This window comes from Protaetiibacter intestinalis, from assembly GCF_003627075.1.
Taxonomy (GTDB): Bacteria; Actinomycetota; Actinomycetes; order Actinomycetales; family Microbacteriaceae; genus Homoserinibacter; species Homoserinibacter intestinalis.
Genome location: NZ_CP032630.1, coordinates 1,372,715 through 1,399,700, shown reverse-complemented (window position 1 = coordinate 1,399,700; position 26,986 = coordinate 1,372,715). Strand labels below are relative to the sequence as shown.

At 72.9% G+C, this 26,986-nt stretch carries 26 protein-coding genes; 17 read left to right on the top strand and 9 right to left on the bottom strand.

The window, feature by feature from the left end; all coding sequences use genetic code 11:
• Nucleotides 1–129 precede the first annotated feature (129 nt).
• The 7 genes from D7I47_RS06600 to D7I47_RS06575 are packed head-to-tail and all read left to right on the top strand — an operon-like array spanning nt 130 to nt 6,639.
• Entirely contained in the window at nt 130–1,191 is a 1,062-nt protein-coding gene (locus tag D7I47_RS06600; RefSeq protein WP_120762306.1) for a response regulator, read from the top strand.
• Nucleotides 1,188–2,177: an ATP-grasp domain-containing protein gene (locus tag D7I47_RS06595; protein ID WP_120762305.1), complete on the top strand. Its 990-nt coding sequence runs from the start codon at nt 1,188–1,190 to the stop codon at nt 2,175–2,177. Before D7I47_RS06600 ends, D7I47_RS06595 begins: the two co-directional genes overlap by 4 nt.
• Nucleotides 2,174–2,890: a PHP domain-containing protein gene (locus tag D7I47_RS06590; RefSeq protein WP_120762304.1), complete on the top strand. Its 717-nt coding sequence runs from the start codon at nt 2,174–2,176 to the stop codon at nt 2,888–2,890. Before D7I47_RS06595 ends, D7I47_RS06590 begins: the two co-directional genes overlap by 4 nt.
• Nucleotides 2,887–4,383, top strand: coding sequence for a glycosyltransferase family 2 protein (locus D7I47_RS06585; protein WP_227000910.1), 1,497 nt, complete (start codon nt 2,887–2,889; stop codon nt 4,381–4,383). Before D7I47_RS06590 ends, D7I47_RS06585 begins: the two co-directional genes overlap by 4 nt.
• A complete protein-coding gene (locus D7I47_RS14750; RefSeq protein WP_157981656.1) occupies nt 4,380–4,541 on the top strand; it encodes a hypothetical protein in 162 nt (53 codons plus the stop codon). The genes D7I47_RS06585 and D7I47_RS14750 overlap by 4 nt, the downstream gene beginning before the upstream one ends.
• Complete coding sequence (locus D7I47_RS06580) at nt 4,538–4,888, top strand: response regulator transcription factor (RefSeq protein WP_120762302.1); 351 nt, start codon at nt 4,538–4,540, stop codon at nt 4,886–4,888. The genes D7I47_RS14750 and D7I47_RS06580 overlap by 4 nt, the downstream gene beginning before the upstream one ends.
• Entirely contained in the window at nt 4,885–6,639 is a 1,755-nt protein-coding gene (locus D7I47_RS06575; protein ID WP_120762301.1) for a sensor histidine kinase, read from the top strand. Before D7I47_RS06580 ends, D7I47_RS06575 begins: the two co-directional genes overlap by 4 nt.
• A 16-nt stretch (nt 6,640–6,655) precedes the next feature.
• Here the strand turns inward: D7I47_RS06575 and D7I47_RS06570 are convergent, their stop codons facing one another.
• Complete coding sequence (locus D7I47_RS06570) at nt 6,656–7,546, bottom strand: aldo/keto reductase (RefSeq protein WP_157981655.1); 891 nt, start codon at nt 7,544–7,546, stop codon at nt 6,656–6,658.
• Nucleotides 7,547–7,670: 124 nt separating this feature from the next.
• Nucleotides 7,671–8,282 (bottom strand): SGNH/GDSL hydrolase family protein, encoded by a 612-nt coding sequence (locus D7I47_RS06565; protein WP_120762299.1) that lies wholly within the window; start codon nt 8,280–8,282, stop codon nt 7,671–7,673.
• Nucleotides 8,283–8,311: 29 nt separating this feature from the next.
• On the opposite strand from D7I47_RS06565, the gene D7I47_RS06560 reads away from it, so the two are divergent.
• Nucleotides 8,312–8,947 (top strand): alpha/beta hydrolase, encoded by a 636-nt coding sequence (locus tag D7I47_RS06560; RefSeq protein ID WP_120762298.1) that lies wholly within the window; start codon nt 8,312–8,314, stop codon nt 8,945–8,947.
• Between the two features lie 51 nt (nt 8,948–8,998).
• Here the strand turns inward: D7I47_RS06560 and D7I47_RS06555 are convergent, their stop codons facing one another.
• The 4 genes from D7I47_RS06555 to ddaH form a co-directional block, all read right to left on the bottom strand.
• Nucleotides 8,999–10,120, bottom strand: a complete 1,122-nt coding sequence (locus D7I47_RS06555) for an acyl-CoA dehydrogenase family protein (protein WP_120762297.1) — start codon at nt 10,118–10,120, stop codon at nt 8,999–9,001.
• A 90-nt stretch (nt 10,121–10,210) separates the two neighbouring features.
• Nucleotides 10,211–11,233, bottom strand: a complete 1,023-nt coding sequence (locus D7I47_RS06550; RefSeq protein ID WP_227000908.1) for a Gfo/Idh/MocA family protein — start codon at nt 11,231–11,233, stop codon at nt 10,211–10,213.
• Nucleotides 11,234–11,427: 194 nt separating this feature from the next.
• A complete protein-coding gene (gene rocD / locus D7I47_RS06545) occupies nt 11,428–12,651 on the bottom strand; it encodes an ornithine--oxo-acid transaminase (RefSeq protein WP_120762296.1) in 1,224 nt (407 codons plus the stop codon).
• Entirely contained in the window at nt 12,648–13,496 is an 849-nt protein-coding gene (ddaH, locus tag D7I47_RS06540; RefSeq protein WP_120762295.1) for a dimethylargininase, read from the bottom strand. The genes rocD and ddaH overlap by 4 nt, the downstream gene beginning before the upstream one ends.
• A 104-nt stretch (nt 13,497–13,600) precedes the next feature.
• Here ddaH and D7I47_RS06535 point away from each other — a divergent pair, with 104 nt between their 5' ends.
• Together D7I47_RS06535 and D7I47_RS06530 are read left to right on the top strand one after the other, a co-directional pair.
• Nucleotides 13,601–14,038 (top strand): Lrp/AsnC family transcriptional regulator, encoded by a 438-nt coding sequence (locus tag D7I47_RS06535; protein ID WP_120762294.1) that lies wholly within the window; start codon nt 13,601–13,603, stop codon nt 14,036–14,038.
• On the top strand, nt 14,038–14,373 hold the full coding sequence (locus D7I47_RS06530) for a GntR family transcriptional regulator (protein ID WP_120762293.1): 336 nt from the start codon (nt 14,038–14,040) through the stop codon (nt 14,371–14,373). The genes D7I47_RS06535 and D7I47_RS06530 overlap by 1 nt, the downstream gene beginning before the upstream one ends.
• Nucleotides 14,374–14,467: 94 nt before the next feature.
• Here D7I47_RS06530 and D7I47_RS06525 read toward each other — a convergent pair whose 3' ends face one another.
• From D7I47_RS06525 to D7I47_RS06515, 3 genes are all read right to left on the bottom strand, one after another.
• Nucleotides 14,468–15,298, bottom strand: a complete 831-nt coding sequence (locus D7I47_RS06525) for an aldo/keto reductase (protein ID WP_120762292.1) — start codon at nt 15,296–15,298, stop codon at nt 14,468–14,470.
• Nucleotides 15,299–15,307: 9 nt separating this feature from the next.
• A complete protein-coding gene (locus D7I47_RS06520) occupies nt 15,308–18,733 on the bottom strand; it encodes a bifunctional proline dehydrogenase/L-glutamate gamma-semialdehyde dehydrogenase (protein WP_120762291.1) in 3,426 nt (1,141 codons plus the stop codon).
• 73 nt (nt 18,734–18,806) lie between these two features.
• Nucleotides 18,807–19,403, bottom strand: a complete 597-nt coding sequence (locus D7I47_RS06515; protein WP_120762290.1) for an NADPH-dependent FMN reductase — start codon at nt 19,401–19,403, stop codon at nt 18,807–18,809.
• Between the two features lie 84 nt (nt 19,404–19,487).
• Here D7I47_RS06515 and D7I47_RS06510 point away from each other — a divergent pair, with 84 nt between their 5' ends.
• The 7 genes from D7I47_RS06510 (at nt 19,488) to D7I47_RS06480 (ending at nt 26,923) form a co-directional block, all read left to right on the top strand.
• Nucleotides 19,488–19,997 (top strand): MarR family winged helix-turn-helix transcriptional regulator, encoded by a 510-nt coding sequence (locus D7I47_RS06510; protein ID WP_120762289.1) that lies wholly within the window; start codon nt 19,488–19,490, stop codon nt 19,995–19,997.
• A 9-nt stretch (nt 19,998–20,006) separates the two neighbouring features.
• Nucleotides 20,007–21,281, top strand: coding sequence for a sensor histidine kinase (locus D7I47_RS06505; RefSeq protein WP_227000906.1), 1,275 nt, complete (start codon nt 20,007–20,009; stop codon nt 21,279–21,281).
• Complete coding sequence (locus D7I47_RS06500) at nt 21,278–21,925, top strand: response regulator (RefSeq protein WP_120762288.1); 648 nt, start codon at nt 21,278–21,280, stop codon at nt 21,923–21,925. The genes D7I47_RS06505 and D7I47_RS06500 overlap by 4 nt, the downstream gene beginning before the upstream one ends.
• 171 nt (nt 21,926–22,096) lie before the next feature.
• Nucleotides 22,097–22,981, top strand: a complete 885-nt coding sequence (locus D7I47_RS06495; RefSeq protein ID WP_120762287.1) for an ABC transporter ATP-binding protein — start codon at nt 22,097–22,099, stop codon at nt 22,979–22,981.
• Nucleotides 22,978–24,078, top strand: a complete 1,101-nt coding sequence (locus tag D7I47_RS06490; protein ID WP_120762286.1) for an ABC transporter permease — start codon at nt 22,978–22,980, stop codon at nt 24,076–24,078. The genes D7I47_RS06495 and D7I47_RS06490 overlap by 4 nt, the downstream gene beginning before the upstream one ends.
• Nucleotides 24,079–24,088: 10 nt before the next feature.
• Complete coding sequence (locus D7I47_RS06485) at nt 24,089–25,150, top strand: threonine aldolase family protein (RefSeq protein ID WP_227000904.1); 1,062 nt, start codon at nt 24,089–24,091, stop codon at nt 25,148–25,150.
• A 93-nt stretch (nt 25,151–25,243) separates the two neighbouring features.
• Complete coding sequence (locus D7I47_RS06480) at nt 25,244–26,923, top strand: long-chain-fatty-acid--CoA ligase (RefSeq protein ID WP_120762285.1); 1,680 nt, start codon at nt 25,244–25,246, stop codon at nt 26,921–26,923.
• Nucleotides 26,924–26,986: the final 63 nt, after the last annotated feature.

Here is a 26,986-nt window from a genome sequence, read left to right as displayed (position 1 = left end):
GGGTGGTGGCGGCTTCGCGCGGCACTCGGGCGGCGGGAGGGCGCGCGGCAGCCCCGCACGGCCGCCGCATAGGTGCGGCATAGCGGCCGTCCCGGCGGGGAGGAATAGGCTTTCGAGCAGGGGTGCGAGATGGCCGGAGAGACCCGCAGAGTACTCGTCGTCGACGACGATGCGGATGTCGCGCTGTTCGTGAAGACGGTGCTCGAGCGGCGCGCGGGATGCGTGGTGCAGCTCGCCGCCGACGGTCGGCAGGCGGTCGCCGCGATCGCCGCGTTCCAGCCCGACGCCGTCGTCACCGACATCGAGATGCCGGGCCTCAGCGGGCTCCAACTGCTCGACGCGATCCGCGCGGCGCAGCCGTGGCTGCCGGTCGTCGTCATGACGGCGCACGTGAGCGTCGACTACGCCGTCTCGGCCCTGCGCGCCCAGGCCGACGAGTTCCTCACCAAGCCGCTCGACACCGCACGCCTCGTCGAGGTGGTCGCCCGGCTCGCCGACGAGGGCCGTGCCCGGCGCGAGAACGCCGCCCCCAAGGAGTTCGTGCTCGCCGTCGGCGCGCATCCGGATGACGTGGAGATCGGCGTGGGCGGCATCCTCGCCGCGCACCGCGCCGCGGGCGACGAGATCACCATCCTCACCCTGTCGCGCGGCGCACGCGGGGGCGACGCCGACGACCGCCAGCACGAGTCGCTCGCCGCCGCCGAGCTGCTCGGCGCGCGGCTGTTCCTCAAGGACCTCGTCGACACCGAGATCCCCGGCGGCGGCCCCACCGTGCGGGTCATCGAGGAGGTCGTGCGCGAGGTGGTGCCGACGATCGTTTACACGCACACCAACCACGACCGCCACCAGGACCACCGCGCCGTGCACGAGGCCACCATCGTCGCCACCCGCTCGATCGACACGGTCGCCTGCTACCAGAGCCCCTCCTCCACGGTCGACTTCCGGCCCACGCGCTTCGTGTCGATCGACGGCTTCGTCGAGCGCAAGCTCGAGCTGCTCGCGAGCTTCCGCTCGCAGGCCGAGCACCGCGCCTACCTCGCGCCCGACTTCGTCACCGCGACCGCCCGGTACTGGTCGCGCTTCGGCGGCGGCGAGAGCGTCGAACCGCTCGAGATCGTGCGCGAGACCGCCGACCTCTCGACCCCGGTGCGCGACCGTGCCGGGGATCGCGCCGACCGGGGGCGCCGATGACCCGCGTGCTCGTGACGGGCGCGGGCGGCCCCGCCGGCGTCGCCGTCATCCGCTCGCTGCTGCGGCGACCCGACGTGACCGTGTTCGCGGCCGACATGGACGGCTGGGCGAGCGGCATCTACCTCGTGCCCGCCGGGCAGCGCCGGCTCGTCGAGCCCGGCCGCTCGGAGGCGTTCATCCCGGGCCTGAAGACGCTCATCGCCGACGACGGCATCGACGTCGTCATCTCGACCGTCGACGTCGAGCTGCAGGCCCTCGCCGAGCGCCGCGACGAGCTCGCCCCCGCCGTGCTCGCCGCACCCTCCGCCGACACCCTCGCGACCGCGCTCGACAAGCTCGCCCTCGCCGAGCGCGTCGCCCCGCACGCGCGCGTGCCCCGCACCGTGCTCGCGGGTCCGGATGCGCTCGACGTCGACTGGGAGTTCCCCGTCTTCGCGAAGCCCCGCTCCGGCGCGGGCAGCCGCGGCATCCGCGTCGTGCCCGACAGGGCCGCGCTCGAGGCCCTGCCGCTCGACGAGAACCTCATCGTGCAGGACCTGCTGCCGGGCGAGGAGTACTCGGTCGACGTGATCGCGGATGCCGACGGTCGCGTCGTCGCCGCGGTGCCGCGCACCCGCACGCGCGTCGACTCGGGCGTCGCCATCGCGGGACGCACCGTCATCGACCCGGAGCTCGAGGAGACCGCCGCCGCCGTGGCGCGCGCGATCGGCCTCGTCGGCGTCGCCAACGTGCAGCTGCGCCGCGACCGCGAGGGCCGCGCCGCGCTGCTCGAGGTCAACCCGCGCTTCCCCGGGGCGCTGCCGCTCACCATCGCCGCGGGCGTCGACATCCCCTCGCTCGTCGTCGACCTGTTCACGGGCCGCCCGCTGCCCGAGAGGCTCGACTTCCGCGAACTCGCCACCGTGCGCTTCCTCGAGGACGTCATCCTCGACCCGGCCGAACTGCTCGTCTCCGAGCACGCCGGCCACCAGGACGAGACGCCATGACCCACCCCGAACTGCGCGGCGACCACCACGTGCATTCGACCTTCTCCGACGACGCGGTCTCCACCCTCGCCGAGAACGTGGCGGCCGCGCACGCCGCGGGGCTCACCGAGCTGCGGCTCGTCGACCACGTGCGCGAGTCCACCACCTGGGTGCCCGAGTTCCTCGCCGCCGTCGCCGCACTCGAGATCCCCGACGGCCTCACGGTGCACACCGGGGTGGAGGCGAAGATCCTCGATGCGCGGGGCGCCCTCGACGTGCCGGCCGACCTCGCCGGCGTCGACCGCATCCTCATCGCCGACCACCAGTTCCCCGGCCCCGACGGCCCGTGGTCGCCCGGCGTCACGATCGAGCGGCTCGCCGCGGGGCTCAGCGTCGACTCGGCGCTCGACCTGCTGATCGGCGGGCTCGTCGGGGCGATGCAGCGGCATCCCGGCAACCAGCTCGCCCACTGCTTCTCGATCCTGCCCAAGGTGGGGCTCGACGAGGCCCAGCTCGGGCGCGACCGGCTGAACGCGTGGGCGCACACCGCGGCCGCCACCGACACCCTCGTCGAGGTGAACGAGAAGTGGGCCTGCCCCGGCCCAGCCGCCCTCGCCGCCGCACGCGACGCCGGGGTGCGGCTCGTGGCATCCACCGACAGTCACGTCGCCTCCGACGTCGGCCGCTACGAACGCGTCGGCGCCCTGCTCGACGCGGCACGCGGAGGCGGATGATGGACGCCGTCTGGGACGTGCTGTACGACGTCCTCGTCGTCGTGCTCATCGTGTTCGTCGCCACCGGCGCGGTGCCCGTGCTGACCGCCGCCTTCCACTTCCTCATGGTGCCGCTGCACAGCGTCGTCAACCACTACCGCCGTGCCGACGCGTACTTCCCCCGCGTCGCCGTCGTCATCCCCGCCTGGAACGAGGCGCTCGTCATCGGGGCGACCGTCGAGCGGATGCTGCAGCTGAGCTACCCGGAGGAGCGCCTGCGCGTGTACGTGGTCGACGACGCCTCCACCGACCACACCCCCGAGGTGATGGCAGGCCTCGTCGGCGAGCACCCCGGCCGCGTCGTGCACCTGCGGCGCGAGCAGGGCGGCCAGGGCAAGGCGCACACCCTCAACCACGGACTCCGGATCATCCTCGGCGACGACTGGGCCGAGGCCGTGCTCATCACCGACGCCGACGTCATCTTCACCCCCGAGTCGCTGCAGAAGATGACCCGCCACCTCGCCGACGACAAGGTGGGCGCGGTCTCCGCCTACATCGCCGAGGGCAGCCGCGACCGCAACTACATGACCCGCTTCATCGCGATCGAGTACGTGCTCTCCCAGCTCGCCGCCCGCCGCGCGCAGAACGTGCTCGGCGCGCAGGCCTGCCTCGCGGGCGGCGCCCAGCTGCACTCGCGCGCCAACCTCGAAGCCATCGGCGGCCGCATCCCCACCGGCACCCTCGCCGAGGACACCGTCGCCACCTTCGAGTCGCAGCTGCACGGGCGGCGGATGGTGTTCGAGCCGCGCGCGGTCGTGCTCGCCGAGGAGCCGCGCACCATCGACGCGCTGTGGAAGCAGCGCCTGCGCTGGGCGCGCGGCAACGTGCAGGTGTCGTGGATCTACCGCAAGGTGTGGTTCCGCCCGCACCGCGGCCACCACCTCGGCAACATCGCGTTCGGGCTGAGCTGGTTCAGCATCTTCCTGCTGCCGTTCGCGATGGTGCTGTCGTCGCTCGGCCTCGTCGGCCTGCTGCTGCTGCAGAGCGAGCTCGCCGAGCTCGTGTTCCGCGCCCTCTGGGTCACCGCATCCGTGTGCTTCCTGTTCTCGATGCTCGTCGGCATCCAGCTCGACCCGCGGATCGGGCGGCACGCCTGGCGGGAGGCGTTCCTGTTCCCCGGGCTCGTGTCGTTCGTCGTCATGATCGCGGCGCTCTTCCCCGGGCTCATCGAGGTGTGGCTGCCGAGCCTGTTCGGGCTGAAGCTGCTGCCGTGGGGCGAGTACGCGCTCACCCTGTTCGTGTACGTGTGGATCTCGGCCGCCATGCTCGCCGCGTGGGCGGCGCGCGCCGTCGAGGCCACACGCGTGGGAAGGTGGCTCTCGCCGCTGCTGATCTACCTCGTCGGCTACGGCCCGATGCTGTGCGCGATCACCGTGGACTCGTACATCAAGGAGTGGCGCCGGGCCGACGCCAGCTGGATCAAGACCGAGAAGGTCGGAAGGGTGCTGGGATGAGTGGACCCACTCGCGTCGAGACGGAGGAGACGCGCCGCGAACTGCGCCGCGAACTGCGCCGCGACGCCCGCCGGGAGTTCGTGCTCGTACCCCAGGCGCTGCTCGCGCTCGCCATCGTGGCCGCCGTCGTGTGGGTACGGGAGGCGTTCTTCGTATGAGCGACGGACTGCTCGCCCTCGTCGTCGACGACAGCGACGACCAGGCGGAGCTGCTGCGGCGCTACCTCGAGCGCGCCGGCTGCCGTGTCGTGACCGCCTCGAGCGCCGAACGCGCCCTCGAACTGCTCGACGGGCTCGACCCGGCGCTCGCCGTCATCGACCTCGTGCTGCCCGGCATCTCGGGCGAGGAGCTCGCGGGGCGCCTGCGCGAGAGCCACCCGGGGTGCCTGCTCGCCATCACCTCGGTGCTCGACGCCTCCCGGTACCCGGAGGCGGACGCCGTGCTGCCGAAGCCGTTCACGGGCGCCCAGCTCGCCCGCGTCGCGGAGCAGGCGCGGCGCGCATGAGCGGACGCGGCGGACCCGTGCGCGGCTGGGAGCGCTGGTACGCGCTCGTCGACGACCCGCATCCGCTGCTCAAGCAGACCCCCACCGCGGTCGCGCTGCTGATCGCGATCGTGCTGACCTTCGCCTGGCCCGACCTGGAGTTCGCCCCGTTCGGCACCGCGATGGCCGGCATCGGCGTCGTCGTCGCGGCGACCGCGCTCGCGGGCGTCTTCACGCTGCAGCGGCGCCAACCCGACGACTGGGTCGTGCTGATCGTGCCGACGATCGACATCATCGGGCTGGGCCTCTTCCGCGCCGGCACCGGCGGGGCGGGTTCGCTCTTCGCGGGCCTCATCCTGCTGCCGATCGTGTGGCTCGCCGCCGCCCCCGGTTTCCGTCACGTGCTGCTCGTGGCGTGGCTGTCGTCGTTCGCACTGCTCATGCCGTACCTCGCCGATCCGCCCGCGAACACCAGCCAATGGCTGCGCGTGATCATCTCGCCCGCGATCTTCTCCGTCGTGGCCGCGGTCGTGAACGAACTCTCCCGCGTCGGGCGGGTGCGCACCGCCGAGGCGGAGCGGCTCGCGGCCGAGCGCGCCGGCGCCCTCGAACAGAACCTCGTCGTGCTGGCCCAGCTGCAGGAGAGCGAGCAGCGCTACCGGGAGCTGCTCGAGATGTTCCGCAGCGTGTGGAACGCCACCACCGCGCAGGCGGTGATCGGCACCGACCACACCGGGCTCATCGTCGCCTGGAACCCCGGCGCCACCGGACTGCTCGGCCCGGAGGACATCGACACCGAGTACGCGGCCCGCATCGAGGAGTTCTTCCCCTTCGAGGAGCTCGACGAGCTCGACGCGGGAGCCCCCGAGACGGCGCCCGACGACCCCCTGCCCCGCGGGCTGCGGGCCCTCTTCTCGCTCGCCGACCGCGGGGAGGCGGTCGAGCGCGAGCTCGAGCTGCTGCGGCAGTCGGGCACCACCGTGCCGGTTCGGCTCACCGTCACCACGCGTCGCGACGGCGACGGGAACCCGGTCGGCTACCTGCTCATCGCGGTCGACGAGACGCGCGCCATCGAGGTCGCCCGTATGAAGGACGAGTTCGTCGGCATGATCTCGCACGAGCTGCGCACGCCCCTCAGCTCGATCCTCGGCTACCTGGAGCTGCTGCGCGACGACCCGCAGCATCCGCTCGGCGAGGAGCAGCTGCAGTTCCTCGGGGTGGCGGAGCGCAACGCCCGGCGACTGCTGACCCTCGTCGGCGACCTGCTGTTCACGGCGCAGGTCGAGTCGGGGCAGTTCCCGCTCGACGCGCGCGAGATCGACCTCGTGCCGGTCGTGGCGGGGGCGGTCGAGACAGCCGCACCCACGAGCGACGCGGCCGGCATCTCGCTCGTCGCCCAGCTGCCGGACGAGCCGGTGCTGCTGCTCGCCGACCCCGTGCGCATGGGTCAGGCGGTCGACAACCTCGTCTCCAACGCGGTCAAGTTCACCCCGCGCGGCGGCACCGTGACGGTCGGGCTGAGCGCGAGCGCCGACGAGGTCACGGTGACCGTGCGCGACACCGGGGTCGGCATCCCGCCCGACGAGGTCGACCGGTTGTTCACCCGCTTCTTCCGCGCCACCACCGCGACCCGCAACGCGGTGCCGGGCGTGGGCCTCGGCCTCAACATCACGAAGGCGATCGTGACCGCGCACGGCGGCTGGATGGACGTGTCGAGCGAGGAGGGCGTCGGCACCGAGTTCCGGATGGTGCTCCCGCGCACCCCGCGCTGAGCACCCGACAGGGGGCTCAGTCGGTGGGCGGTGCGGGCGGGGTGCCGAGCGCCTCGAGGGCGGCCCAGAACTCGACGTCGACCACGGCATCCACGTGGCCCTGCAGTTCGTGCAGCCGCTCGACCGAGTTCACCCCGACGACGGTCGTGTGGATGCGGGGCTCGCGCAGCGAGAAGTGCAGCGCCGCGGTCGCCGGCTCGACGCCCCACTCGGCGCACAGCGCGCGGAACGCGGCGACGTGCGCGAGGAACTCGGGGCTCGGCTCGGAGTAACCGTAGGTGGCGCCGCGGAAGTTGTCGCCCGCGAGGATGCCGGCGCCGAACGGGGCGGCGTTGAACACCGTCATGCCGCGCTCGGTCGCGAGCTCGATGATGCGCTCGGCGGAGCGGTCGACCACCGTGTAGCGGTTGTGGGTGAGCACGACGTCGAACGCGTCGGTCTTCACGTACTCCTCGACGAGCTCGCGGGTGCCCGCCGCGATGCCGATCGCCCCGATCCGGCCCTGCTCGCGCAGCCGGACGAGCACGTCGACGGGACCGCCCGGCGCCATCGCCTGCGCGACCGAGATCGTGTACGGGTCGTGCAGCTGGTAGAGCGGCAGCGTCTCGAGGCCCAGCCGGCCGGTCGACTCCTCGAAGGAGCGCTTCATCCGCTCGCCCGTGAAGGCGCCCGTCACCGGGTCCTGGTCGCCCTTCGAGAACACCACGCGATCCTCGGGCAGCCCGCCGAGCTCGCGGATCGCCTCGCCCAGCAGCCGCTCGCTCTCGCCGTCGGCGTAGTTGTTGGAGGTGTCGGCCTGGTGGAAGCGCGAGCTGAGGATCGCCCGCGCGAGCCCCGCATCCGCCCCGGGCCGCTTGCCGAGGCCCGAGGTGCCGACGGTGACGGGTTGCAGCGCGATGTCGAGCATGCCCCCATGCTGCCACGCTGCGCGTCGGCACGCTCCCGCCAGACCCGATGCCGGCGTCGCGGACACCATCCGCCCACCCGCTGCGCTCGACAGACGGCTCGGGGCTTCGCGAAGCGCGCGTGCGCTAGGACGAGAGCGCGCCCTCCGCCGCCTCCCAGGCCTCCGCGATGAGCTCGGCGCCGAGCGGGGTGGGGTGCACGCCGTCGGCGGCGATCGCGGCGGGGCCGTGGTGCAGCGCGGCGACGGTGAGGATGCGGTGCAGCGGCACGAAGGCGGCCCCGAACTCGCTCGCGAGGGTCGCCACCGCCTCCCGCTTGCCGGCGAGGTCGTCGAGCCACCCCTCCTGCTCGGGCGTCACGGGGGTGAGGAACGGCTCGACGAGGACGAGGCGCGGGGCGGAGGCGACGCGTGCCTCCTCGAGCAGGCCGCGGTAGGCGGACTCGAAGTCGGCGGTCGTCGTGACGAGCCCGCTGTCGAAGCGCCGCCAGGTGTCGTTGATGCCGACGTACACCGAGAGGGTGCCGGGGGCGTGGGCGAGCACGTCCGCCTCCCACCGGTCGCGGAGGTCGCCGATGCGGTCGCCGCCGATGCCGCGGTTGAGCACGGTGCGCCGGTCGCCGCGGGCGGCGAGCGAGGCGGCGACGAGCCGCACGTAGCCGGAGCCGAGGCCGTCCGGGTCGTCGCGGCGGCCGGCATCCGTGATGGAGTCGCCGATGAACAGCAGCGGTGCGGTCATGCCGTCAGGGTAGCGGGCAGGATGAGGGGATGGACGAGCTGCATGTGATCGTGCTGCCGGGCGGCGGCTACCACCGGCACGCGCCGCACGAGGGCGAGCCGGTGGCCGAGTGGCTGCGGGGGCTGGGGCACGCGGCGAGCGTGTTCGAGTACCCGGTGCTGACCCGGCATCCGGGGCCGCTGGATGCGGTGCGCGCGCGGGTGCGCGAGGTGCGTGCGGCGGGGGCCGCGCGGGTGGCGCTGCTCGGGTTCTCGGCGGGCGGCCACGCGGCGGGGATGGCCGCGTACGCGCCGGGGGCGGCGCCCGAGGAGGCGGTCGACGCGGTCGTGCTCTGCTATCCGGTGGTGTCGATGATGCTCGAGGAGCACCGCGGCTCGCGGGAGAACCTGCTCGGCGCCGGCGCCTCGTGGGCGGCGCGGCGGGCGACCTCGCTCGACCTGCTGGTGTCGGCATCCGCGCCGCCGAGCTTCGTGTGGCACACGGCCGAGGACGGCGTGGTGCCGGTGCAGCACAGCTACCTGCTCGGCATGGAGCTCGCGGCCGCCGCGGTGCCGCACGAGCTGCACGTGCTGCCGGGCGCGACCCACGGCATCGGCCTCGCCGAGGGCTCCCCCGCCGCGGCCTGGACCACCCTCTGCGCCGCCTGGCTCCACGCATTGCCCTGACTGGTCGGTTTTTGGCCCCAAACCGGTGGTTTGGGGCCAAAAACCGACCGATCAGGGCAGGGGGCCGAGGAGGTTCTGGGCGACGGTCGCGTGCACCGACTCGGTGTCGGAGGGGTGGTAGATGCCGGCGAGCACGTCGCGCTGCAGCCGGGCCAGCTCGCTCGAGCTGCGGTAGCCGCCTCCGCCCGCCACCCGCATCGCCTGGTCGACCACGTGCCGGGCCGTCTCGGTCGCCCGGTGCTTCGCGCCGGTGAGCTCGCGGAACCAGCGCGCCCCGCGATCGGCCTGCTCGTCGACGTCACGGGCCAGGGTCTCGAGCTGCGGGGCGAGGGCGTCGAGGGCGAGCGCCGCATCCGCCACGCGCCAGCGGATGTCGGGGTCGGCCGAGTACGGGGCCCCGCCGTTCTTGAGGCTCGTGCGGCGGTGGGCGGCCTCCGCGGCGAGTTCGAGCGCGCGGTCGGCGATGCCGGCGTAGACGGCGCCGATGAGCAGCAGGAAGTTGGCGAACAGGGCGAAGATGAACGGGTCGGCGTTCGGGCCGACCGGCAGGAAGCGCACGATGCGCGCGTCGGGCACGACGGCGCCGTCGAGTCTCGTGGTGCGGGACTGGGTGGCGCGCATGCCGAGGGTGTCCCAGTCGTCGAGGGTGGTGACGCCGGGGTCGTCGCGGGTGAGGATGCCGTGCACGAGGCGCGGGCCGTCCGGCCCGTCGGTCTGCTTGCCGAAGACGATGAGGCGCGTCCAGGCGGGGGCGAGCGAGGTGAAGATCTTGGTGCCCGTGAAAGCGTAACCGGCGACGGGGGTTTCCACGCGTTCGGCGGTCGTGAGCGAGTCCCACATGACGAGGTCGTTGCCGGGCTCCGAGTTGCCGAAGGCGAACAGCTCGCCGGCCTCGGCATCCGCGAGCACCCACTCGAGGGAGTCGTCGCCGCGCTCGGCGAGGGTGCGGGCGATGCCCACCACGACGAGGTGCATGTTGACCGCGAGCGCCGTCGCGGGCGCGAAGGCGGCGAGCAGCCGCTGGTCGCGCACGCTCTCGAGCAGGGAGCGCGGCCGCAGGTACCCGGCCGCCCGCAGCTCGGCCAGGTCCTCGTCGAAGAAGCGGTTCTCCCGGTCGTACCCGGGGGCCCGCTCCCGCATCCGCTCCAGCAGTTCCGCGCTCAGCCCGCTCACCCCTCCACGCTACGCGCCCCCCTCCGCGAAAGTACGTACTTTTGGGGCGCCCAGGGCCCCGAACGCCCCAAAAGTGCGTACTTTCGCGGACTAGGCGGCGCCGAGCTGGCGGCGGGCCTCGTCGATGGTGCTCAGGATGTCGAGGGTCGCCTCGAGCGGATGCTCGGGGGCCTCGAGCAGGCCGTCGGAGAGGTGCTGAGCCACGGCGGCCGCCTGGTAGGCGAGCCCGTCGCGCCAGCGCATGCCCGTCTCGTCCTCCCAGTAGGCGTTGCCGCCGTCGAGCCGCCCGAGACGGAAGCCGCCCGGGCCGACGAACGGCTCCACCTCGAGCTTCAGCCCGTTCGAGCCCGCCACCATCGCCGTGATCGGCAGCTCCACCGTCATGCTCGTGAACGAGCTCGCCGACACCTCGGGCCCGTAGCCGAGCACGACGCGCGCATCCGCATCCACCCCGGTCGGCGCGAGCTCGCCGGAGGCCGAGATCGTCTCGGGCCGGCCGAGCACGAACTGCGACCACCACAGCGTGTAGACGCCCAGGTCGAGCAGGCTGCCGCCGCCGAGCGCCGGGTCGAAGGCGCGGCTGTGCGGGTCGTACTCGAAGCGGCCCGCGAAGGTGGCCGCGGCCCCGGCGGGCGCACCGAGCACGCCGTCGTCGAGCAGCCGGCGGATGATCGTCGTCTGCGGCAGGAAGCGCGACCACATCGCCTCCATCGCGAACACGCCCGCGGTGCGCGCGGCGAGCACGATCTCGAGCGCGTCGGCCGCCGAGACCCCCATCGGCTTCTCGACGAGCACGTGCTTGCCCGCGTCGATCGCGAGCAGCGCGAGTCGCCGGTGCTCGGTGTGCGGCGCCGCGATGTACACGACGTCGACCTCGGGGTCGGCGACGAGCGACTCGTAGGAGGCGTAGTGGGTGCGGATGCCGTGCTCGCGCGCGAAGGCCTCGGCGCGCGGGGCGGAGCGCGAGGCGACCGCCACGACCCGCTGATCGGTGTAGCGGTGCACCGCATCCACCCAGTCGCGGGCGATCGCGCCGGGCGCGAGCACCCCCCAGCGCCGCACCGCGCCGCCCCGCAGCGGCACGTGGGTGGGTTCGGGGAAGACGAAGCTCACCCCCGAACGCTATCGGTCGCCCGCTGCCGCGCGCCGCCGGCCTCCCATCTCAAGGAGTCGGGCATCCCATCTCAAGGATGCGATGGGGCTGATGTCGACACGCGTGACCCCCGAGCCGGGTGAGGTCGCCCTCTCCTTGAGATGGGTGGTTCATCTCCTTGAGATGGGATCGCTCGTCGGTGAGGACGGGACGGTCAGGCGAGCGAGGCGAGCACGGCCTCGAGCTGGTCGACGGCCCAGTCGAGCTCGTCCTGCTCGATGACGATCGGGGGCGCGAGGCGGATCGTCGAGCCGTGGGTGTCCTTCGCGAGCACCCCGCGCTCGGCGAGCAGCTCGGCGACGCGGCGCCCGGATGCCAGGGCCGGGTCGATGTCGACACCCGCCCACAGCCCCGCGACCCGCACCGCCAGCACGCCGCGTCCGATGAGCGCCTCGAGGCGCCCCCGCAGGTGCTCACCGAGCGCCGCCGCACGCCGCTGGTAGTCGCCCGACTCGAGCAGCCCCACCACCGCGAGGCCGACGGCCGCCGCGAGCGGGTTGCCGCCGAACGTCGACCCGTGCTCGCCCGGACGCAGCACGCCCAGCACATCCGCATCGCCCACGACCGCGCTCACCGGCACGATGCCGCCGCCGAGCGCCTTGCCGAGCAGGTAGAGGTCGGGGATGACGCCCGCGTTGTCGCACTGGAATGTCGCCCCGGTGCGTCCGAGCCCCGACTGGATCTCGTCGGCGATGAACAGCACGTTGGAGGAACGGGTGAGGCGGCGCACCTCGGGAAGGTACTCATCTGGGGGGATGATGATGCCCGCCTCACCCTGGATGGGTTCGATCAGCACGGCCACCGTGTCGTCGTCGATGGCCGCGGCGAGCGCGTCCGCGTCGCCGTACGGCACCGCGACGAAGCCCGGCGTGTACGGGCCGAAGTCGGCGCGTGCCTCCGGGTCGGTGGAGAAGCTGATGATGGTCGTGGTGCGGCCGTGGAAGTTGCCCTCGGCCACGATGATCTTGGCGCGCCCCGGCTCGACGCCCTTCACCCGGTAGCCCCAGGCACGCGCGATCTTGACGGCCGACTCGACCGCCTCGGCGCCCGTGTTCATCGGCAGCACCATCTGCTTGCCGGCGAGCTTCGCGAGGCCCTCCAGGAACGGCCCCAGCCGGTCGTTGTGGAACGCGCGACTGGTGAGGGTCACCCGGTCGAGCTGCGCCTTGGCGGCGTCGACGAGCACCGGATGCCCGTGCCCGAAGTTGAGCGCGGAGTAGGCGGCCAGGCAGTCCAGGTAGCGCTTGCCGTCGACATCCGTCACCCAGGCGCCGAACGCCTCCGACACGACGATCGGCAGCGGGTGGTAGTTGTGGGCGCCGTACTCCTCGGCCTGCTCGAGGTAGCGGGCGGTCTCGGAGGCGAGCTCGGCGGTCATCGGCGCAGCTCCAGGGTGCAGCACTTCACGCCGCCGCCGCCGAGCAGCAGCTCGGAGAGGTCGACGCCGTGCGGCACGTACCCGCGTTCGCGCAGCTGGCGCTCGAAGTCGGTCGCGCGGGAGGCGATGACGACGTTGCGCCCGTCGCTGAACGAGTTGAGTCCGAGCACGGCGGCGTCCTCGTCGGTCACGTGGATCGCCTCCGGGAAGCGCTCCTCGAGGATGGCGCGGCTCGCGTCGTCGAAGGCCTTCGGCAGGTAGGCGACGGATGCCGGCCCGCCGGCGGAGTCGAGCACGGCGAAGGCAGTGTCGAGGTGGTAGAAGCTCGGGTCGACGAGGGTCAGGGTGACCACCTCGCGCTGGTAGATGCGCCGCAGCTCGTCGTGGCTCGCGGCATCCGATCGGAACCCGGTGCCCGCGTAGATGGTGTCGCCGACGAGCAGGAAGTCGCCCTCGCCCTCGTTGGTGGAGACGGGTTCGCGCACCTCGAATCCGTGGGCGCCGAACCAGTCCATGTAGGCGGGGCCCTCGGGGCCGCGCTCGGGGAACTGGAAGCGGGCGCCGTAGGCGATGCCGTCGAGCACGAAGCCGCCGTTGGCGGCGTAGACCATGTCGGGCAGGCCCTCGACGGGGTCGATGAGGTGCACGTCGAAGCCGAGCTCGAGGTAGAGCTCGTAGAGCGTGCGCCACTGCTCGACCGCGTTGCCGGTGTCGGTGGGGTTCTCGGGATGCATCCACGGGTTGATGCGGTAGCTCACGGTGAAGTGCGAGGGCTCGCACATGAGGACGGTGCGGTGGGTGGCGCGGCGCTCGATGGTGGCCTGCGCGGTCTCGGTCATCGTCATGATGCCCAGTGTCCCACGCAGGCATCCGGTGCGTTCAGGCGTGTGCTGCACGAAAACTGCGCGCTGTGCGGAGCGCGCGCAACGAATCCGCGTACACTCGCCGGGTGGACAACATCGACTACGGCATCCTCGACCTGCTCCGCCAGAACTCACGCGCCGGCTACGGCGACATCGGCGACCGGGTGGGACTCTCGGCCTCCGCGGTGAAGCGGCGCGTCGACCGGCTCGTCGCCGACGGCGTCATCCGGGCGTTCACCATCCAGGTCGACCCCGCCGTCGACGGCATGGCGACCGAGGCGTACGTCGAGCTGTTCTGCCGCGGCACGGTCGCCCCCGAGGAGCTCAAGCGCATCCTCTCCCAGGTGCCCGAGGTCGTCGACGCCTCGACCGTCACCGGCTCCGCGGATGCCGTGGTGCACATCCGCTCGCGCGACATCCCCTCCCTCGAGGACGCGCTCGAGCGCGTGCGCATCGCGCCGAGCGTCGACCACACCCGCAGCGCGATCGTGCTCAGCCACCTCATCCACCGCAGCTACGACTGATGACCGAGCCGGCGCCGTACGAGCGGCTGCGGGCACGCCTGCTCGCCGAGATGCGGGACGGCACCCGCCCCGCGGGGTCGCGCCTGCCCACCGTGCGCGGCCTCGCCGAGGAGCTGGGCCTCGCGCCCGGCACGGTCGCGCGCGCCTACAAGGAGCTCGAGGCGGCCGGCGCCATCGAGACGCACGGCCGCGCGGGCACCATCGTGGCGTGGTCGGCGGATGCCGGCGAGCGTCGCGTGCAGGAGCTCGCCGCCCAGCTGGCCGCCGCGGCGCGCGAGGCCGGCATCCCCGCCGAGCGCGTGCGCGAGCTCGTGGAGGCGGCGCTGCGCGCCTGAGCCCCCGTCGCTGAGTGGTCGGTTTCTGGCCCCAAACCGAAGGAATGGGGCCAGAAACCGACCACTCAGCGATGACAGGTGGCGGAACGACGGGTCAGTGGCCGGCGGTGTTCGAGTCGACGCCCGCGTCGGGGCCGTGGGAGAGGGTCGCGAGAGAGGCGAGGGCCGCGTCGTCGAGGGTGAAGTCGAAGATGGCGAGGTTGTCGCGCATCCGCTCCGGGCTCGCCGACTTGGGGATCACCACGAGCCCCTGCTGCACGTGCCAGCGCAGCACCACCTGCGCGGGGGTGCGGCCGAGACGCTCCGCGAGCTCGACCACGACCCGCTCGCCGAGCACGCCCGCGCCCTGACCGCCGAGCGGGCTCCACGACTCGGTGACGATGCCGTGCTCGGCCCCGTAGGCGCGCTGCGCGGGCCGGGTGATGTGCGGGTTCAGCTGGATCTGGTTGACCGCGGGCACCACCTCCGTCTGGGCCAGCAGGGTCTCGAGGTGCTCCACCCGGAAGTTGGAGACGCCGATCGCCCGCGCCCGCCCGTCGGCGTGCAGCCGCTCGAAGGTGCGCCAGGTGTCGACGTAGAGCCCCCGCTGCGGCAGCGGCCAGTGCATGAGCAGCAGGTCGACGTAGTCGAAGCCCATGCGGTCGAGGGCCGCCTCGAGCCCGCCGATCGCGCGGTCGTCGCCCTGGAACTCGCCGTCGAGCTTCGTCGTGACGAAGAACTCCTCGCGCGGGATGCCGCTGCGCCGGATGCCCTCGCCGACGCCCGCCTCGTTGCCGTAGCGGGTGGCGGTGTCGATGTGCCGGTAGCCGAGCGCGGCGGCGGCCTCCACCGCATCCGCGACCTCGGCGTCGTCGAGCGGCCAGGTGCCGAGGCCGAGCTGCGGGATGCCGGCGCCGGTGTTGAGGGGGACGTTGGGGATGGTCATGGGTCCACGCTAGACGCGCAGGGCGATCATGGCGCGGTCGGGGGTGCCGAAGCGGTGGGCCGTGATCGAGACGGACTGCTCGCGCAGGAAGGGCAGCAGCTCGATGCGGCCGGCGGCGGTCACGGGCCCCGCGTAGACGGCCACCTCGGGCGAGCCGTCGAGCGCCTCCGCGAGCGCGGCCGCATCCCCGCCGACGAGGCGGATGCGGGCGGGCAGCTCGCGCACGGCGCGCGCCGCGAAGGCGGCGTCGGGCTCGACGACCGCCTTCCAGCCGAGCTCGCCCGCGAGACGCCCGAGCCGCAGCGGCACGGCGGAGCTGACGGCGAGCGGCGCACGCGCGAGCGCGGCCGCGGCGAGCACGCGCACGAGCTCGGCGAGCGCGCCGCCCTCGGCGAGGCGCACCGTCACCGCGGCGGGCCGGTAGCGCAGCACGTCGCGCTCCACCCCGAGCTGCGAGACGTCGCGCGCGACGCCGAACTCGGCGGCCCAGGCGTCGGCATCCGAGAGCGCGCCCCGGCGCACGGCGTCGAAGCCGCCGTAGTCGAGCGCCGGCTGGAACGCCTCGACGAGCGTGCGCACGCGGGCCTCGAGCCCGTCGAGCCGCAGGTCGCCCTCGGGCGCGGCCGGCACCGGATGCCAGTCGCCCAGCACGAGCAGGGTGTTGGGGCCGCCCGCCTTCGCCCCCGTGCCGACGGAGGAGCGCTTCCAGCCGCCGAACGGCTGCCGTCGCACGATCGCCCCCGTGACGGGGCGGTTGACGTAGAGGTTGCCGGCCTGCACGCGGTCGAGCCACACGGCCACCTCCTCGGCGTCGAGCGAGTGGATGCCGGCGGTGAGCCCGTACGGCACCGCGTTCTGCAGCTCGATCGCCTCGTCGAGGGTCGCGGCGCGCATGAGGCCCAGCACGGGCCCGAAGTACTCGGTGCGGTGGAACTCGGACCCCGCGGCGACCCCGTCGCGCACGCCCGGCGACCACAGGCGGTCGGTGCCGTCGAGCTGACGCGGCTTGACGAGCCACGACTCCCCCTCGGCGAGCACCGTCAGCCCGCGCGCGAGCTTGCCGGCGACGGGTTCGATGAGCGGCCCGACCGTGACGGCCGGGTCCTGCGGGTAGCCGACCGCGAGACTCGTGACGGCATCCGCGAGCTGCCGGCGGAAGCGCTCCGACTCGCCGACCGTGCCGACGAGGATGGCGAGCGAGGCGGCGGAGCACTTCTGCCCCGCGTTGCCGAACGCGCTCGTCACGAGGTCCTTCACGGCGAGGTCGAGGTCGGCGGATGCCGTGACGACGATCGCGTTCTTGCCGCTCGTCTCGGCGAGCAGCGGCAGCTCGGGATCCCAGGAGCGGAACAGCGCGGCCGTCTCGTACGAGCCGGTGAGCAGCACCCGCCCGACGGCGGGCGAGGCGACGAGCCGCCGCCCGAGCTCGCCCTCCGCGAGGTCGACGAGGGTCAGCAGCTCGCGCGGCACGCCCGCCTCCCACAGCGCCTCGGCGAGCACCGCCCCCGAGCGGCGGGCCTGGTGCGCGGGCTTGAGCACGACGGCGCTGCCCGCCGCGAGCGCCGACAGCACGCCTCCCGCCGGGATGGAGACGGGGAAGTTCCACGGCGGGGTCACCACGGTGAGCGCCACGGGCGCGAAGCGCGCGTCGCGGATGGCGCCGAGCTCGCGGGCGCGTTCGGCGTAGTAGTGCGCGAAGTCGACCGCCTCGCTCACCTCGACGTCGGCCTCGGCGATCGTCTTGCCGGTCTCGGAGGCCATCACCTCGACGAGCCGCCCGCGGTACACGGCGAGCACCTCGCCCACCCGGTCGAGCAGCTCGGCGCGGGTGTGCGGCGGCACGTGACCCCAGTGCCCGCCCGCCTCCGCGGCGGCGGCGACGAGCGCGTCGAGGCGGTCGGCATCCGCGATCCGCGCCGCGGCGACGGTCGCCTCGCCGAGGGTGCTCGTCGCCGAGCGCTCCAGGATGCCGCGCCCCCACACGCGGTTGGCGACGAGCGCGGGGTCGGTGTCGGGCTCGTTGCGGAAGGCCTGCGGCGCCCGGGGTAGCGGCGGGCTCAGCCGGTTCTGGGTGCGGTTCGGCGGCGGCACCTCGGTGTCGAGCGCCGCGAGGGATGCCGTGAAGCGCTCGGCCTCGCGGGCGAAGGCGCGCTCGTCGTCGGCCAGCTCGAAGATCGCCGACATGAAGTTCTCGGTGCTCGCGTTCTCCTCCAGCCGCCGCACGAGGTAGCCGATCGCGGTGTCGAACTCCTCGGGGTGCACGACGGGCGTGTAGAGCAGCAGCCGGCGGGTGTCGGCGCGCACCGCCTGCGCCTGGGCGCTCGCCATGCCGAGCAGCATCTCGACCTCGACGCGGTGCTCGACGCCGCGTTCGACGGCGAGCTGCCACGCGAACGCGAGGTCGAAGAGGTTGTGTCCCGCGACGCCGACGCGCACGGCATCCGTCGCCTCGGGGGTGAGCGCGGCGACCAGCATGCGCTTGTAGTTGGTGTCGGTGGCCTGCTTGCTCGGCCAGGTGGCGAGCGGCCAGCCGTGGATGCGGGCGTCGACGCGCTCGAGGGCGAGGTTCGCCCCCTTGACGATGCGCACCTTGATGCCGGCGCCGCCCGCCGCGACGCGGGCGCGCGCCCACTCGGTGAGGGAGGCGAGGGCCGCGACCGAGTCGGGCAGGTAGGCCTGCAGCACGATGCCGGCCTCGAGCTGCTGCAGGCTCGGCCGGTCGAGCAGGCGGGTGAAGGCCGCGATCGTGAGGTCGAGGTCGCGGTACTCCTCCATGTCGAGGTTGACGAACTTGGTGCCGCGGGCGGACGCCGCCTGCTCGTAGAGGGGGGCGAGGTGCTCCACGACACGGTCGACGGTCTCGTCGAACCCCCAGAGCGACAGCTGCGCCGCGACGGAGGAGACCTTGACCGAGACGTAGTCGACGTCGTCCCGGGCGAGCAGCTCGCGCGTGCCCTCGAGCCGGCGGGCGGCCTCCCGGTCGCCGAGCACGGCCTCGCCGAGCAGGTTGAGGTTGAGCCGCGCGCCGTGCGAACGCAGCCGCGCGAGGCTCTTGTCGAGCTTGGCGGGGGTCGCGTCGATCACGAGGTGCTCGACCATGCCGCGCAGCACCCGGCGCGCGATGGGGATGACGGGCCAGGGCAGCAGCACCCCGGCACCGCCGCCGAGCGTCACGAGCGCCCGCAGGTGCCAGGGCAGGAAGCGCGGCACCCGTCGCGAGAGGCGCTCGAAGTTGCGGGCCGCCACCCGCAGGTCGTCGGGGCGCACGACCCGGTCGACGAAGCCGAGGGTGAACTCGAGCCCGTCGGGGTCTTTCAGCAGGCCCGCGAGGCGCTCGGCCCCGGGGTCGGGCTTCGCGGCGGCCGCGGCGGTGAGCCAGCGACGCACGAGCGCGATCGTCGCATCCGCATCCGGCAGATCGGGGGAAACCGCCATGGTTCCGAGAATAGACAGCCGCCCCGGGATGCAGGGCTCCCGGGGCGGCTGTCTGAGGGTTCTCTCATGCGGCTCAGGCCGCGGCGGCGGCCTCCAGCTTGGCGGCGCGGACGCCGCGCAGGGCGCCGGCCCAGCTCTCGAGCTGGTCGACGAGCGCCTGGAGTCCGGGCAGGTGCTGCTCGCCGGGGGTGAAGACGCTGAAGTTCTCGAAGTCGTGGAAGAACGAGAACATGAGCTGCTGGCGCACGTCGGCGATCTGCAGCTCGCCGAGGGTGCTGCGCAGCTTGTCGGCGGCACGCACCCCGCTCGAGGCGGCGCCGTAGCTGACGATCGCCCCGGCCTTGTCGTTCCACTCGCGGTAGATGAACGAGAAGGCGTTGAGCAGCGCGGGCGACGGCGCGTGGTTGTACTCGGAGGTCACGAAGATGAAGCCGTCGAACTGCTCGATCGTCTCGGCCCAGGCGCGGGTGTGCGCGTGCTCGTAGCGGCCGGCGGATGCGGGGATCGCCTCGTCGAGCAGCGGCAGTCCGGCGTCGGCGATGTCGACGACGGTGTACTCGGCGTCGCCGAGGCGGTTGGCGTGCTCGCCCACCCAGTTGGCGACCTGGTCGCCTACGCGACCGGGGCGGGTGCTGCCGATGATGATGCCGATGCGGAGCGTGTCGCTCATGGGGGTGTCCTCCGAAGTAGTTGACGTGTCACCCGACTATAACCATCGCCCCGTCGACTTATTCCTGTCGGTATCCTGAACCGCATGTCGACGACGTCCGGGGTGAGTGCCGAGCACTGGGACGTCTGGCGCGAGTACTACGGTGCCGGGCGCGCCCTCACCCACGCCTTCGACAGCCGACTGCAGGCCGACGCCGGCATCTCGCACCCCGAGTACTCGGTGCTGGTGGTGCTGTGGTCGGCCCCGCACCGCAAGCTGCGCACCGGCGAGCTCGCCGACGCCCTCTCCTGGGAGAAGAGCCGGGTCTCCCACCAGGTCACCCGCATGGTCGCGCGCGGACTCGTCGAACGCACCACGTGCGAGACCGACGGCCGCGGCGTCTGGGTCGGCCTCACCCCGGAGGGCAGCCGCGTGTTCCTCGCCTCCACGCGCGACCACACCGCCGCCATCCGCAGCTGGTTCTTCGACGTGCTGACCCCCGAGGAGCTGCGCGTCATCCGCGACGTCTCCCGCCGCATCCGCGAGCAGCTCATCGCCGACGGCGCCGCCCCGCTCCCCCGCGAGAGGGAGGCGGAGGCCGACGACGCGGCCTAGGCTCGCCGGGTGACCGAGCTGAGCACCGACGCGACCGCACCCGCGGCCGGGTGGATGCGGCCGCCCCCGGGTCGCCGCGAGCGGCTCGTCGACCTCGCCGTCGCGGTCGGGCTGTTCCTCGCCTCCATCGTCACCCAGCAGCTGTACCGGATCGCGGGCATTTACGAGCACCCGGCCGACGGGGTGCTCACCATCGCGCTCCTCGCCCTCGCGACCCTGCCGATCGCCCTCCGGCGCAGCCGCCCCGGCACGAGCGCGGTGGCCATCTCGGTCGGCTTCGTGCTCATCGGCAGCCTCTCGGTACCCGAACTGCTCATCTGCAACATCTCGCTCTTCCTCGCGATCTACTCGATCGGCGCCTGGATGCGCGGGCGCACGCGGGCGAACGTCATGCGCGCGATCATCGTGGGCGGGATGATCGTCTGGCTCGTCGTCTTCCTCTTCCAGGCGGCGACCGACCCCGACATGCTCGAGTCGTTCTCGCGGGTCGGCGCGTTCTCGCCGCTCGTCGCGTACCTGCTCATCAACTTCCTCGTCAACCTGCTCTACTTCGGGGCGGCGTGGTGGTTCGGCGACCGCGCCTACGCGGCCGCGCGGTCGCGGGCCGAGCTCGAGGAGCGCTCGCGGGAGCTCGAACGCGAACGCGAACGCACCGCGGCACAGGCGGTCGCCCTCGACCGGGTGCGGATCGCCCGGGAGCTGCACGACGCCGTCGCCCACCACGTGAGCGTCATCGGCATCCAGGCGGGCGCGGCCCGCACGGTGCTCGGCAGCGACCCGGAGGCCGCATCCGCCGCCCTGCACACCATCGAGGAGACCAGCCGCGAGACGATCCGCGAGCTGCACGAGATGCTCGTGACGCTGCGCGACCCCGACGAGCTGCCCGAGTCGGCGCGCGGGGTCGACCGCATCGGCGAACTCGTCGACGCCTCGCTCGACGCCGGCATCCCCACGAGCTACACGGTGGTCGGCGATCCGGTGCCGGTGCCCGCCATCGCGAGCGTCAACCTGTACCGCATCGCGCAGGAGGCCCTCACCAACGTGCGCAAGCACGGCGGCCCCGCCGCGACCGCCGACCTGCGGCTGCGCTACGGGCCCGGCCACGTCGAGCTCGAGGTCGCCAACACGGGCGGTGTGACCGCGCTGCGGGTGCCGGGCGGCCTCGGCCAGCTCGGGATGCGGGAGCGGGTCGCCGCGTCCGGCGGCACGCTCGAACTCGGCCCCCGCAGCCGCGGCGGCTACCTCGTGCGCGCCCGCATCCCCCTCCCGGAGGTGTCCGCGTGACCCGCATCCTGCTCGTCGACGACCAGGCGCTCGTGCGCACCGGCTTCCGGGTGATCCTCGACGCCCAGCCCGACCTCGAGGTGGTGGGCGAGGCGGCCGACGGGCTCGAGGGGATCGCACGCGCGGCCGAGCTCGCGCCGGACGTCGTGTGCATGGACGTGCAGATGCCCGGGCTCGACGGCCTCGACGCCACCCGCCGGATCGTCGCGGCGCCCGACGCGCCCGCGGTGCTCGTGCTCACGACCTTCGACCGCGACGACTACCTGTTCCGCGCGCTCGAGGCGGGCGCATCCGGGTTCCTGCTGAAGACGGCGAGCCCCGAGCAGCTCATCGACGCCGTGCGGGTGCTCGCGGCGGGCGACGCGCTGCTGTCGCCCGCGGTCACGCGACGCGTCATCGAGCGGTTCGGGGCGACGGATGCCGCCCCGCCCGCCGACGACGAGCTCGCGGAGCTCACCGAACGCGAGGCCGAGGTGTTCCGGCTGCTCGCCGACGGGCTCTCGAACGCCGAGATCGCGGGGCGGCTGTACGTCGGCGAGGCGACCGTCAAGACGCACGTCTCCAACATCCTGCTGAAGCTCGGCGTGCGCGACCGCGTGCAGGCCGTCGTGCGCGCCTACCGCTCCGGCTTCGTGCGAGCCTGACGTCCCTGCCTTCTGTCAAACGCTGCAGCGGTTGGCCGGCGGACGCAGAGATGACCGGCGCGCTGGGGGAAGCGCTGCAGCGTTTGACACCTCCCCCGGAGGGCGTCCGCCGCGAGGGGGAGGTGGATGGCGGGGGCCGGCCGTAGCGTGAAGGCGAACCGAGGAGGAACCGTGCTCGAGATCCGAGACGTCAGCAAGACCTACGGCACCCGCACCGTGCTCGACGACGTGAGCTTCGACGTCGTACCCGGCCGGATGACCGGCTTCGTCGGCGGCAACGGCGCGGGCAAGACCACCACGATGCGCATCATCCTGGGCGTGCTCGAGCCGGACGCCGGCACCGTCACGCTCGACGGGGAGCCGCTCGGCGCCACCGGCCGCCGCCGCTTCGGCTACATGCCCGAGGAGCGCGGCCTCTACCCGAAGATGAAGCTCGGCGAGCAGCTCAGCTACCTCGCGAAGCTGCACGGCCTCACCGCCGACGACGCTGCCCGCAACACCTCCGAACTGCTCGGGCGGCTCGGCCTCGGCGAGCGCGCCGGCGACCCCATCGAGAAGCTCTCGCTCGGCAACCAGCAGCGCGCGCAGATCGCCGCCGCCCTCGTGCACGACCCCGAGGTGCTCATCCTCGACGAGCCGTTCTCGGGCCTCGACCCGATGGCCGTCGACGTCGTCGTCGAGGTGCTCGGCGACCGCGCCGCCTCGGGCGTTCCCGTGCTGTTCTCGAGCCACCAGCTCGACATCGTCGAGCGGCTGTGCGACGACCTCGTCATCATCGCCGACGGCCGCATCCGCGCCGCCGGCCCCCGCGAGCAGCTGCGCGCCGAGCACGCCACGCTGCGCTACCAGCTGCAGACCTCGGCGGATGCCGGCTGGCTGCGCGAGGAGCCGGGCGTCACGGTCGTCGAGGCCGACGGGGGCTTCGCGCTCTTCGACGCCGAGAGCCCCGAGGTCGCCTCCCGCGTGCTGCAGACCGCCGTCGCCCGCGGCGAGGTCACCGACTTCGCCCGGCAGCATCCCTCCCTCTCCCAGATCTTCAAGGAGGTCGTCCGATGAACGCCGCCCGCACCCCCGCCGTCGCCCGCCCCTACTCGACCGGTCGCACCGTGTGGCTCGTCGCCCAGCGCGAGATCATGGTGCGCCTGCGCAGCGTCGCCTTCCTCGTCTCGACCGGCATCCTGCTGCTGCTGCTCGTCGGCTCGGTCGTGGTCGGCGCGCTCACCTCGCTCAACGCCGAGGCCCCCAAGGTGGCCGTCGTCGCGGGCGTCGAGCTGCCGGCCGACTCGGGCCTCACCGTCACCGAGGTCGCCGACCGGGCGGCCGCCGAGAAGCTCGTGCGCGCGGGGGACGTGGATGCCGCGATCATCCCCGACGACGGCCCGCTCGGCTACGTGGTGCTCGGCGACGACAGCCCGCCGCTCGGCGTCGTGCAGGCGCTCAGCGTCGCGCCCCCCGTCGAGCTGCTCGACACGAGCGGCACGGGCGGATTCCTCGGGTACCTCGTGGCGATCGGCTTCGGTCTGGTGTTCTTCATCTCGGCGATGACCTTCGGCCAGACGATCGCGCAGTCGGTCGTCGAGGAGAAGCAGACGCGCGTCGTCGAGATCCTGCTCGCCACGATCCCCACGCGGGCGCTGCTCGCCGGCAAGATCCTCGGCACCACGATCCTCGCCCTCGGGCAGATCACGCTGCTGCTGTCGCTCGCGATCATCGGCCTCACCGTCACCGGTCAGGGCGAGCTGCTCACGGGCCTCGGGCTGCCGTTCGTGTGGTTCGCGATCTTCTTCGTGCTCGGCTTCGCGCTGCTCGCGTCGCTCTTCGCGGCGACCGGTGCGATGGTGTCGCGCCAGGAGGACATCGGCTCGACGACCACCCCCGTGACGATGCTCGTGATGATCCCCTACTTCGTCGTGGTGTTCTTCAACGACAACGACCTCGTGGTGAAGATCATGTCGTACGTGCCGTTCTCGGCCCCGGTCGGGATGCCGCTGCGGCTGTTCCTCGGCACCGCCGAATGGTGGGAGCCGCTGCTCTCGCTCGCGATCCTCGTCGCCACCTGCGTGGCCGTGATCGCCCTCGGCGCGCGCATCTACGAGAACTCGCTGCTGCGGATCGGCACCCGGGTGAAGCTCGCCGAGGCCCTGCGGGGCTGAGAATAGGAGCGTGACTCTGCACGACACCTCCTTCCGCGGCTTCGCGAGCGACAACTACGCCGGCATCCACCCGGAGGTGATGGAGGCGATCGCCGCGGCGAACGGCGGCCACCAGATCGCCTACGGCGAGGACGTCTACACGGCACGCCTCGGCGAGGTGATCCGCGCCGAGTTCGGCGAGCAGGCGGAGGTGTTCCCGGTCTTCAACGGCACGGGCGCGAACGTCGTCGCGCTCACGGCGCTGCTGCCGCGCTGGGGTTCGGTCGTCGCGACCTCGACGGCGCACATCCACACGGATGAGGGCGGGGCGCCCGAGAAGGTGGCCGGCCTCAAGCTCTTCGTCGTGCCGACGCCCGACGGCAAGCTCACCCCCGAGCTGCTCGCCACCGAGGCGTGGGGCATGGACGACGAGCACCGCTCCGAGCCGGCGGCCGTCTCGATCACCCAGACCACCGAGCTCGGCACCCTCTACACGCCCGCCGAGGTGCGCGCGATCGCCGACGCGGCCCACGCATCCGGCCTCGCCCTGCACATGGACGGCGCCCGCATCTGGAACGCCGCCGCCGCCCTCGGCGTGCCGTTCCGCGAGTTCACGACGGATGCCGGGGTCGACATCCTGAGCTTCGGCGGCACCAAGATCGGAGCGCTCGGCGTCGAGGCGATCGTCGTGCTGAACCCCGAGCGGGTCTCCGACATCGTGCGGCTTCGCAAGACGTCCATGCAGCTCGCGAGCAAGATGCGCTTCTTCAGCGCGCAGCTGCTCGCCCTCTTCGACGGGGTCGGGCTGCGGGCCGCCGAGCACGCCAATGCGATGGCGGCGCGACTGCGCTCGGCGCTCGAGGCGGGCGTCGCCGACGGTTCCATCTCGGGCCTCGACTTCAGCCAGGCCACGCAGGCGAACGCCGTCTTCGCGGTGCTCGCGAACGACGCGGCCGACCGCATCCGCGCGCGCTTCCGCTTCTACGACTGGGATCGCGCGGCCGGCCAGGTGCGCTGGATGACCGCCTTCGACACGACGGAGGCCGACATCGACGCCTTCGTCGTCGCGATCCGCGAGGAGCTCGCCCGCTAGAGCGCGGCGACCCGAGACGACGACGCGCACGACCCGAGACGAGGCCCGCGCCCGCGGGCGTAGGCTCGAGGGGTGACGAGGTCGCCTGCAGAGATGCCCTGGCTCGACTCCTACGCCGACGGCGTGCCCCGCGAGTTCGAGGCGCCGCCCGGCTCGCTCACCGACCTCATCGGCGCATCCGTCGCCGAGTACCCGAGCCACACGGCGCTCGAGTTCTTCGGCCGCGAGACCAGCTACGCGGCCCTCGGCTCGCAGATCGAGCACGCCGCCGAGGGGCTGCGACGCCTCGGCGTGAAGGCGGGCGACCGGGTGGCGCTCATCCTGCCGAACTGCCCGCAGCACGTCGTGGCGTTCTACGCGGTGCTGCGCCTCGGCGGCATCGTCGTCGAGCACAACCCGCTCTACACGCCGCGCGAGCTGCGCCACCAGTTCGAGGACCACCGCGCGCGCGTCGCGATCGCGTGGGACAAGACGGTGCCCACCCTGCAGGACTTCCCGAGCGACCTCGCCCTCGACCAGATCGTCTCGGTCGACATGACGCACGAGTTCCCCTGGCACATGCGGATGCTGCTGCGCCTGCCGATCGAGAAGGCGCGCACCAGCCGGGCCGAGCTGACCGCGGAGGTGCGGGGCACGACCACCTGGGAGCAGCTGCTGACCGGGCCGGCGATCCCGGCATCCGTGCCCGGGCCGTCCGCGGAGGACGTGGCCCTCATCCAGTACACCTCCGGCACGACCGGCAACCCGAAGGGCGCCACCCTCAGCCACCGCAACCTCGTCGCGAATGCGGCGCAGGCCCGCGCGTGGGTGCCGTCGATTCCGCGGGGGGCGGCATCCGTGCACGCGGTGCTGCCGCTCTTCCACGCCTACGGGCTCACCCTGTGCCTCACCTTCGCGATGAGCATGGGCGCCCGGCTCGTGCTGTTCCCGAAGCCCGACCCCGACCTCGTGCTGCCGGTGTTCAAGAAGCGCCCGCCCACCTTCCTGCCGGCCGTGCCGCCGCTCTACGACCGGCTGCGCAAGGCGGCGGAGGAGAAGGGCGTGTCGCTCGAGGGCATCGAGATCGCCATCTCGGGCGCCATGCCGCTGTCGAAGGCGGTCGTCGAGCCGTGGGAGGCGCTCACGGGCGGCTACCTCGTCGAGGGCTACGGGCTCTCGGAGTGCTCCCCCGTGCTCATGGCGAACCCGGTCGCGCCGAACCGCCGCGCGGGCACCGTCGGCCTGCCGCTGCCCGGCACCGAGGTGAGGGTGGTCGACCCCGACGAGCCGACCGTCGACGTCGAGCCGGGCGCGCCCGGCGAGCTCGTCGTGAAGGGGCCGCAGGTGTTCTCGGGCTACTGGAACAAGCCGGAGGCGACGGCCGAGGTGTTCACCGACGGCTGGTTCCGCACGGGCGACATCGTGACCGTCGACGACGACGGCTTCGTGACCATCACCGACCGCATCAAGGAGCTCGTCATCACGGGTGGCTTCAACGTCTCGCCGTCGGAGGTGGAGGACATGCTGCGCGGCTATGACGGGGTCGCGGATGTCGCGATCGTCGGCATCCCGGACGCGCGCGACGGCGAGCACGTGGTCGCCGCGATCGTGCCCGAGCCGGGCGCGACCGTCGACACGGATGCGCTGCGCGCGTGGGCGAAGCAGCAGCTCGCCGCCTACAAGGTGCCCCGCCGGGTGCACCTCGTCGACGAGCTGCCCAAGTCGATGATCGGCAAGGTGCTGCGCCGCAAGGTGCGCGACCAGCTGATCGAGCTCGAGAAGCCGGCCGGCTGACGCCGGCCTCGTCCGCGAAAGTACGTACTTTTGGGGCGAGATCGGGCGATTCGGGCCCAAAAG

Coding starts and splice junctions, on each gene's coding strand:
- D7I47_RS06600 (WP_120762306.1), top strand. CDS start 130: ATGGCCGGAGAGACCCGCAGAGTACTCGTCGTCGACGACGATGCGGAT.
- D7I47_RS06595 (WP_120762305.1), top strand. CDS start 1,188: ATGACCCGCGTGCTCGTGACGGGCGCGGGCGGCCCCGCCGGCGTCGCC.
- D7I47_RS06590 (WP_120762304.1), top strand. CDS start 2,174: ATGACCCACCCCGAACTGCGCGGCGACCACCACGTGCATTCGACCTTC.
- D7I47_RS06585 (WP_227000910.1), top strand. CDS start 2,887: ATGATGGACGCCGTCTGGGACGTGCTGTACGACGTCCTCGTCGTCGTG.
- D7I47_RS14750 (WP_157981656.1), top strand. CDS start 4,380: ATGAGTGGACCCACTCGCGTCGAGACGGAGGAGACGCGCCGCGAACTG.
- D7I47_RS06580 (WP_120762302.1), top strand. CDS start 4,538: ATGAGCGACGGACTGCTCGCCCTCGTCGTCGACGACAGCGACGACCAG.
- D7I47_RS06575 (WP_120762301.1), top strand. CDS start 4,885: ATGAGCGGACGCGGCGGACCCGTGCGCGGCTGGGAGCGCTGGTACGCG.
- D7I47_RS06570 (WP_157981655.1), bottom strand. CDS start 7,546: ATGCTCGACATCGCGCTGCAACCCGTCACCGTCGGCACCTCGGGCCTC.
- D7I47_RS06565 (WP_120762299.1), bottom strand. CDS start 8,282: ATGACCGCACCGCTGCTGTTCATCGGCGACTCCATCACGGATGCCGGC.
- D7I47_RS06560 (WP_120762298.1), top strand. CDS start 8,312: ATGGACGAGCTGCATGTGATCGTGCTGCCGGGCGGCGGCTACCACCGG.
- rocD (WP_120762296.1), bottom strand. CDS start 12,651: ATGACCGCCGAGCTCGCCTCCGAGACCGCCCGCTACCTCGAGCAGGCC.
- ddaH (WP_120762295.1), bottom strand. CDS start 13,496: ATGACGATGACCGAGACCGCGCAGGCCACCATCGAGCGCCGCGCCACC.
- D7I47_RS06530 (WP_120762293.1), top strand. CDS start 14,038: ATGACCGAGCCGGCGCCGTACGAGCGGCTGCGGGCACGCCTGCTCGCC.
- D7I47_RS06525 (WP_120762292.1), bottom strand. CDS start 15,298: ATGACCATCCCCAACGTCCCCCTCAACACCGGCGCCGGCATCCCGCAG.
- D7I47_RS06520 (WP_120762291.1), bottom strand. CDS start 18,733: ATGGCGGTTTCCCCCGATCTGCCGGATGCGGATGCGACGATCGCGCTC.
- D7I47_RS06515 (WP_120762290.1), bottom strand. CDS start 19,403: ATGAGCGACACGCTCCGCATCGGCATCATCATCGGCAGCACCCGCCCC.
- D7I47_RS06510 (WP_120762289.1), top strand. CDS start 19,488: ATGTCGACGACGTCCGGGGTGAGTGCCGAGCACTGGGACGTCTGGCGC.
- D7I47_RS06490 (WP_120762286.1), top strand. CDS start 22,978: ATGAACGCCGCCCGCACCCCCGCCGTCGCCCGCCCCTACTCGACCGGT.
- D7I47_RS06480 (WP_120762285.1), top strand. CDS start 25,244: ATGCCCTGGCTCGACTCCTACGCCGACGGCGTGCCCCGCGAGTTCGAG.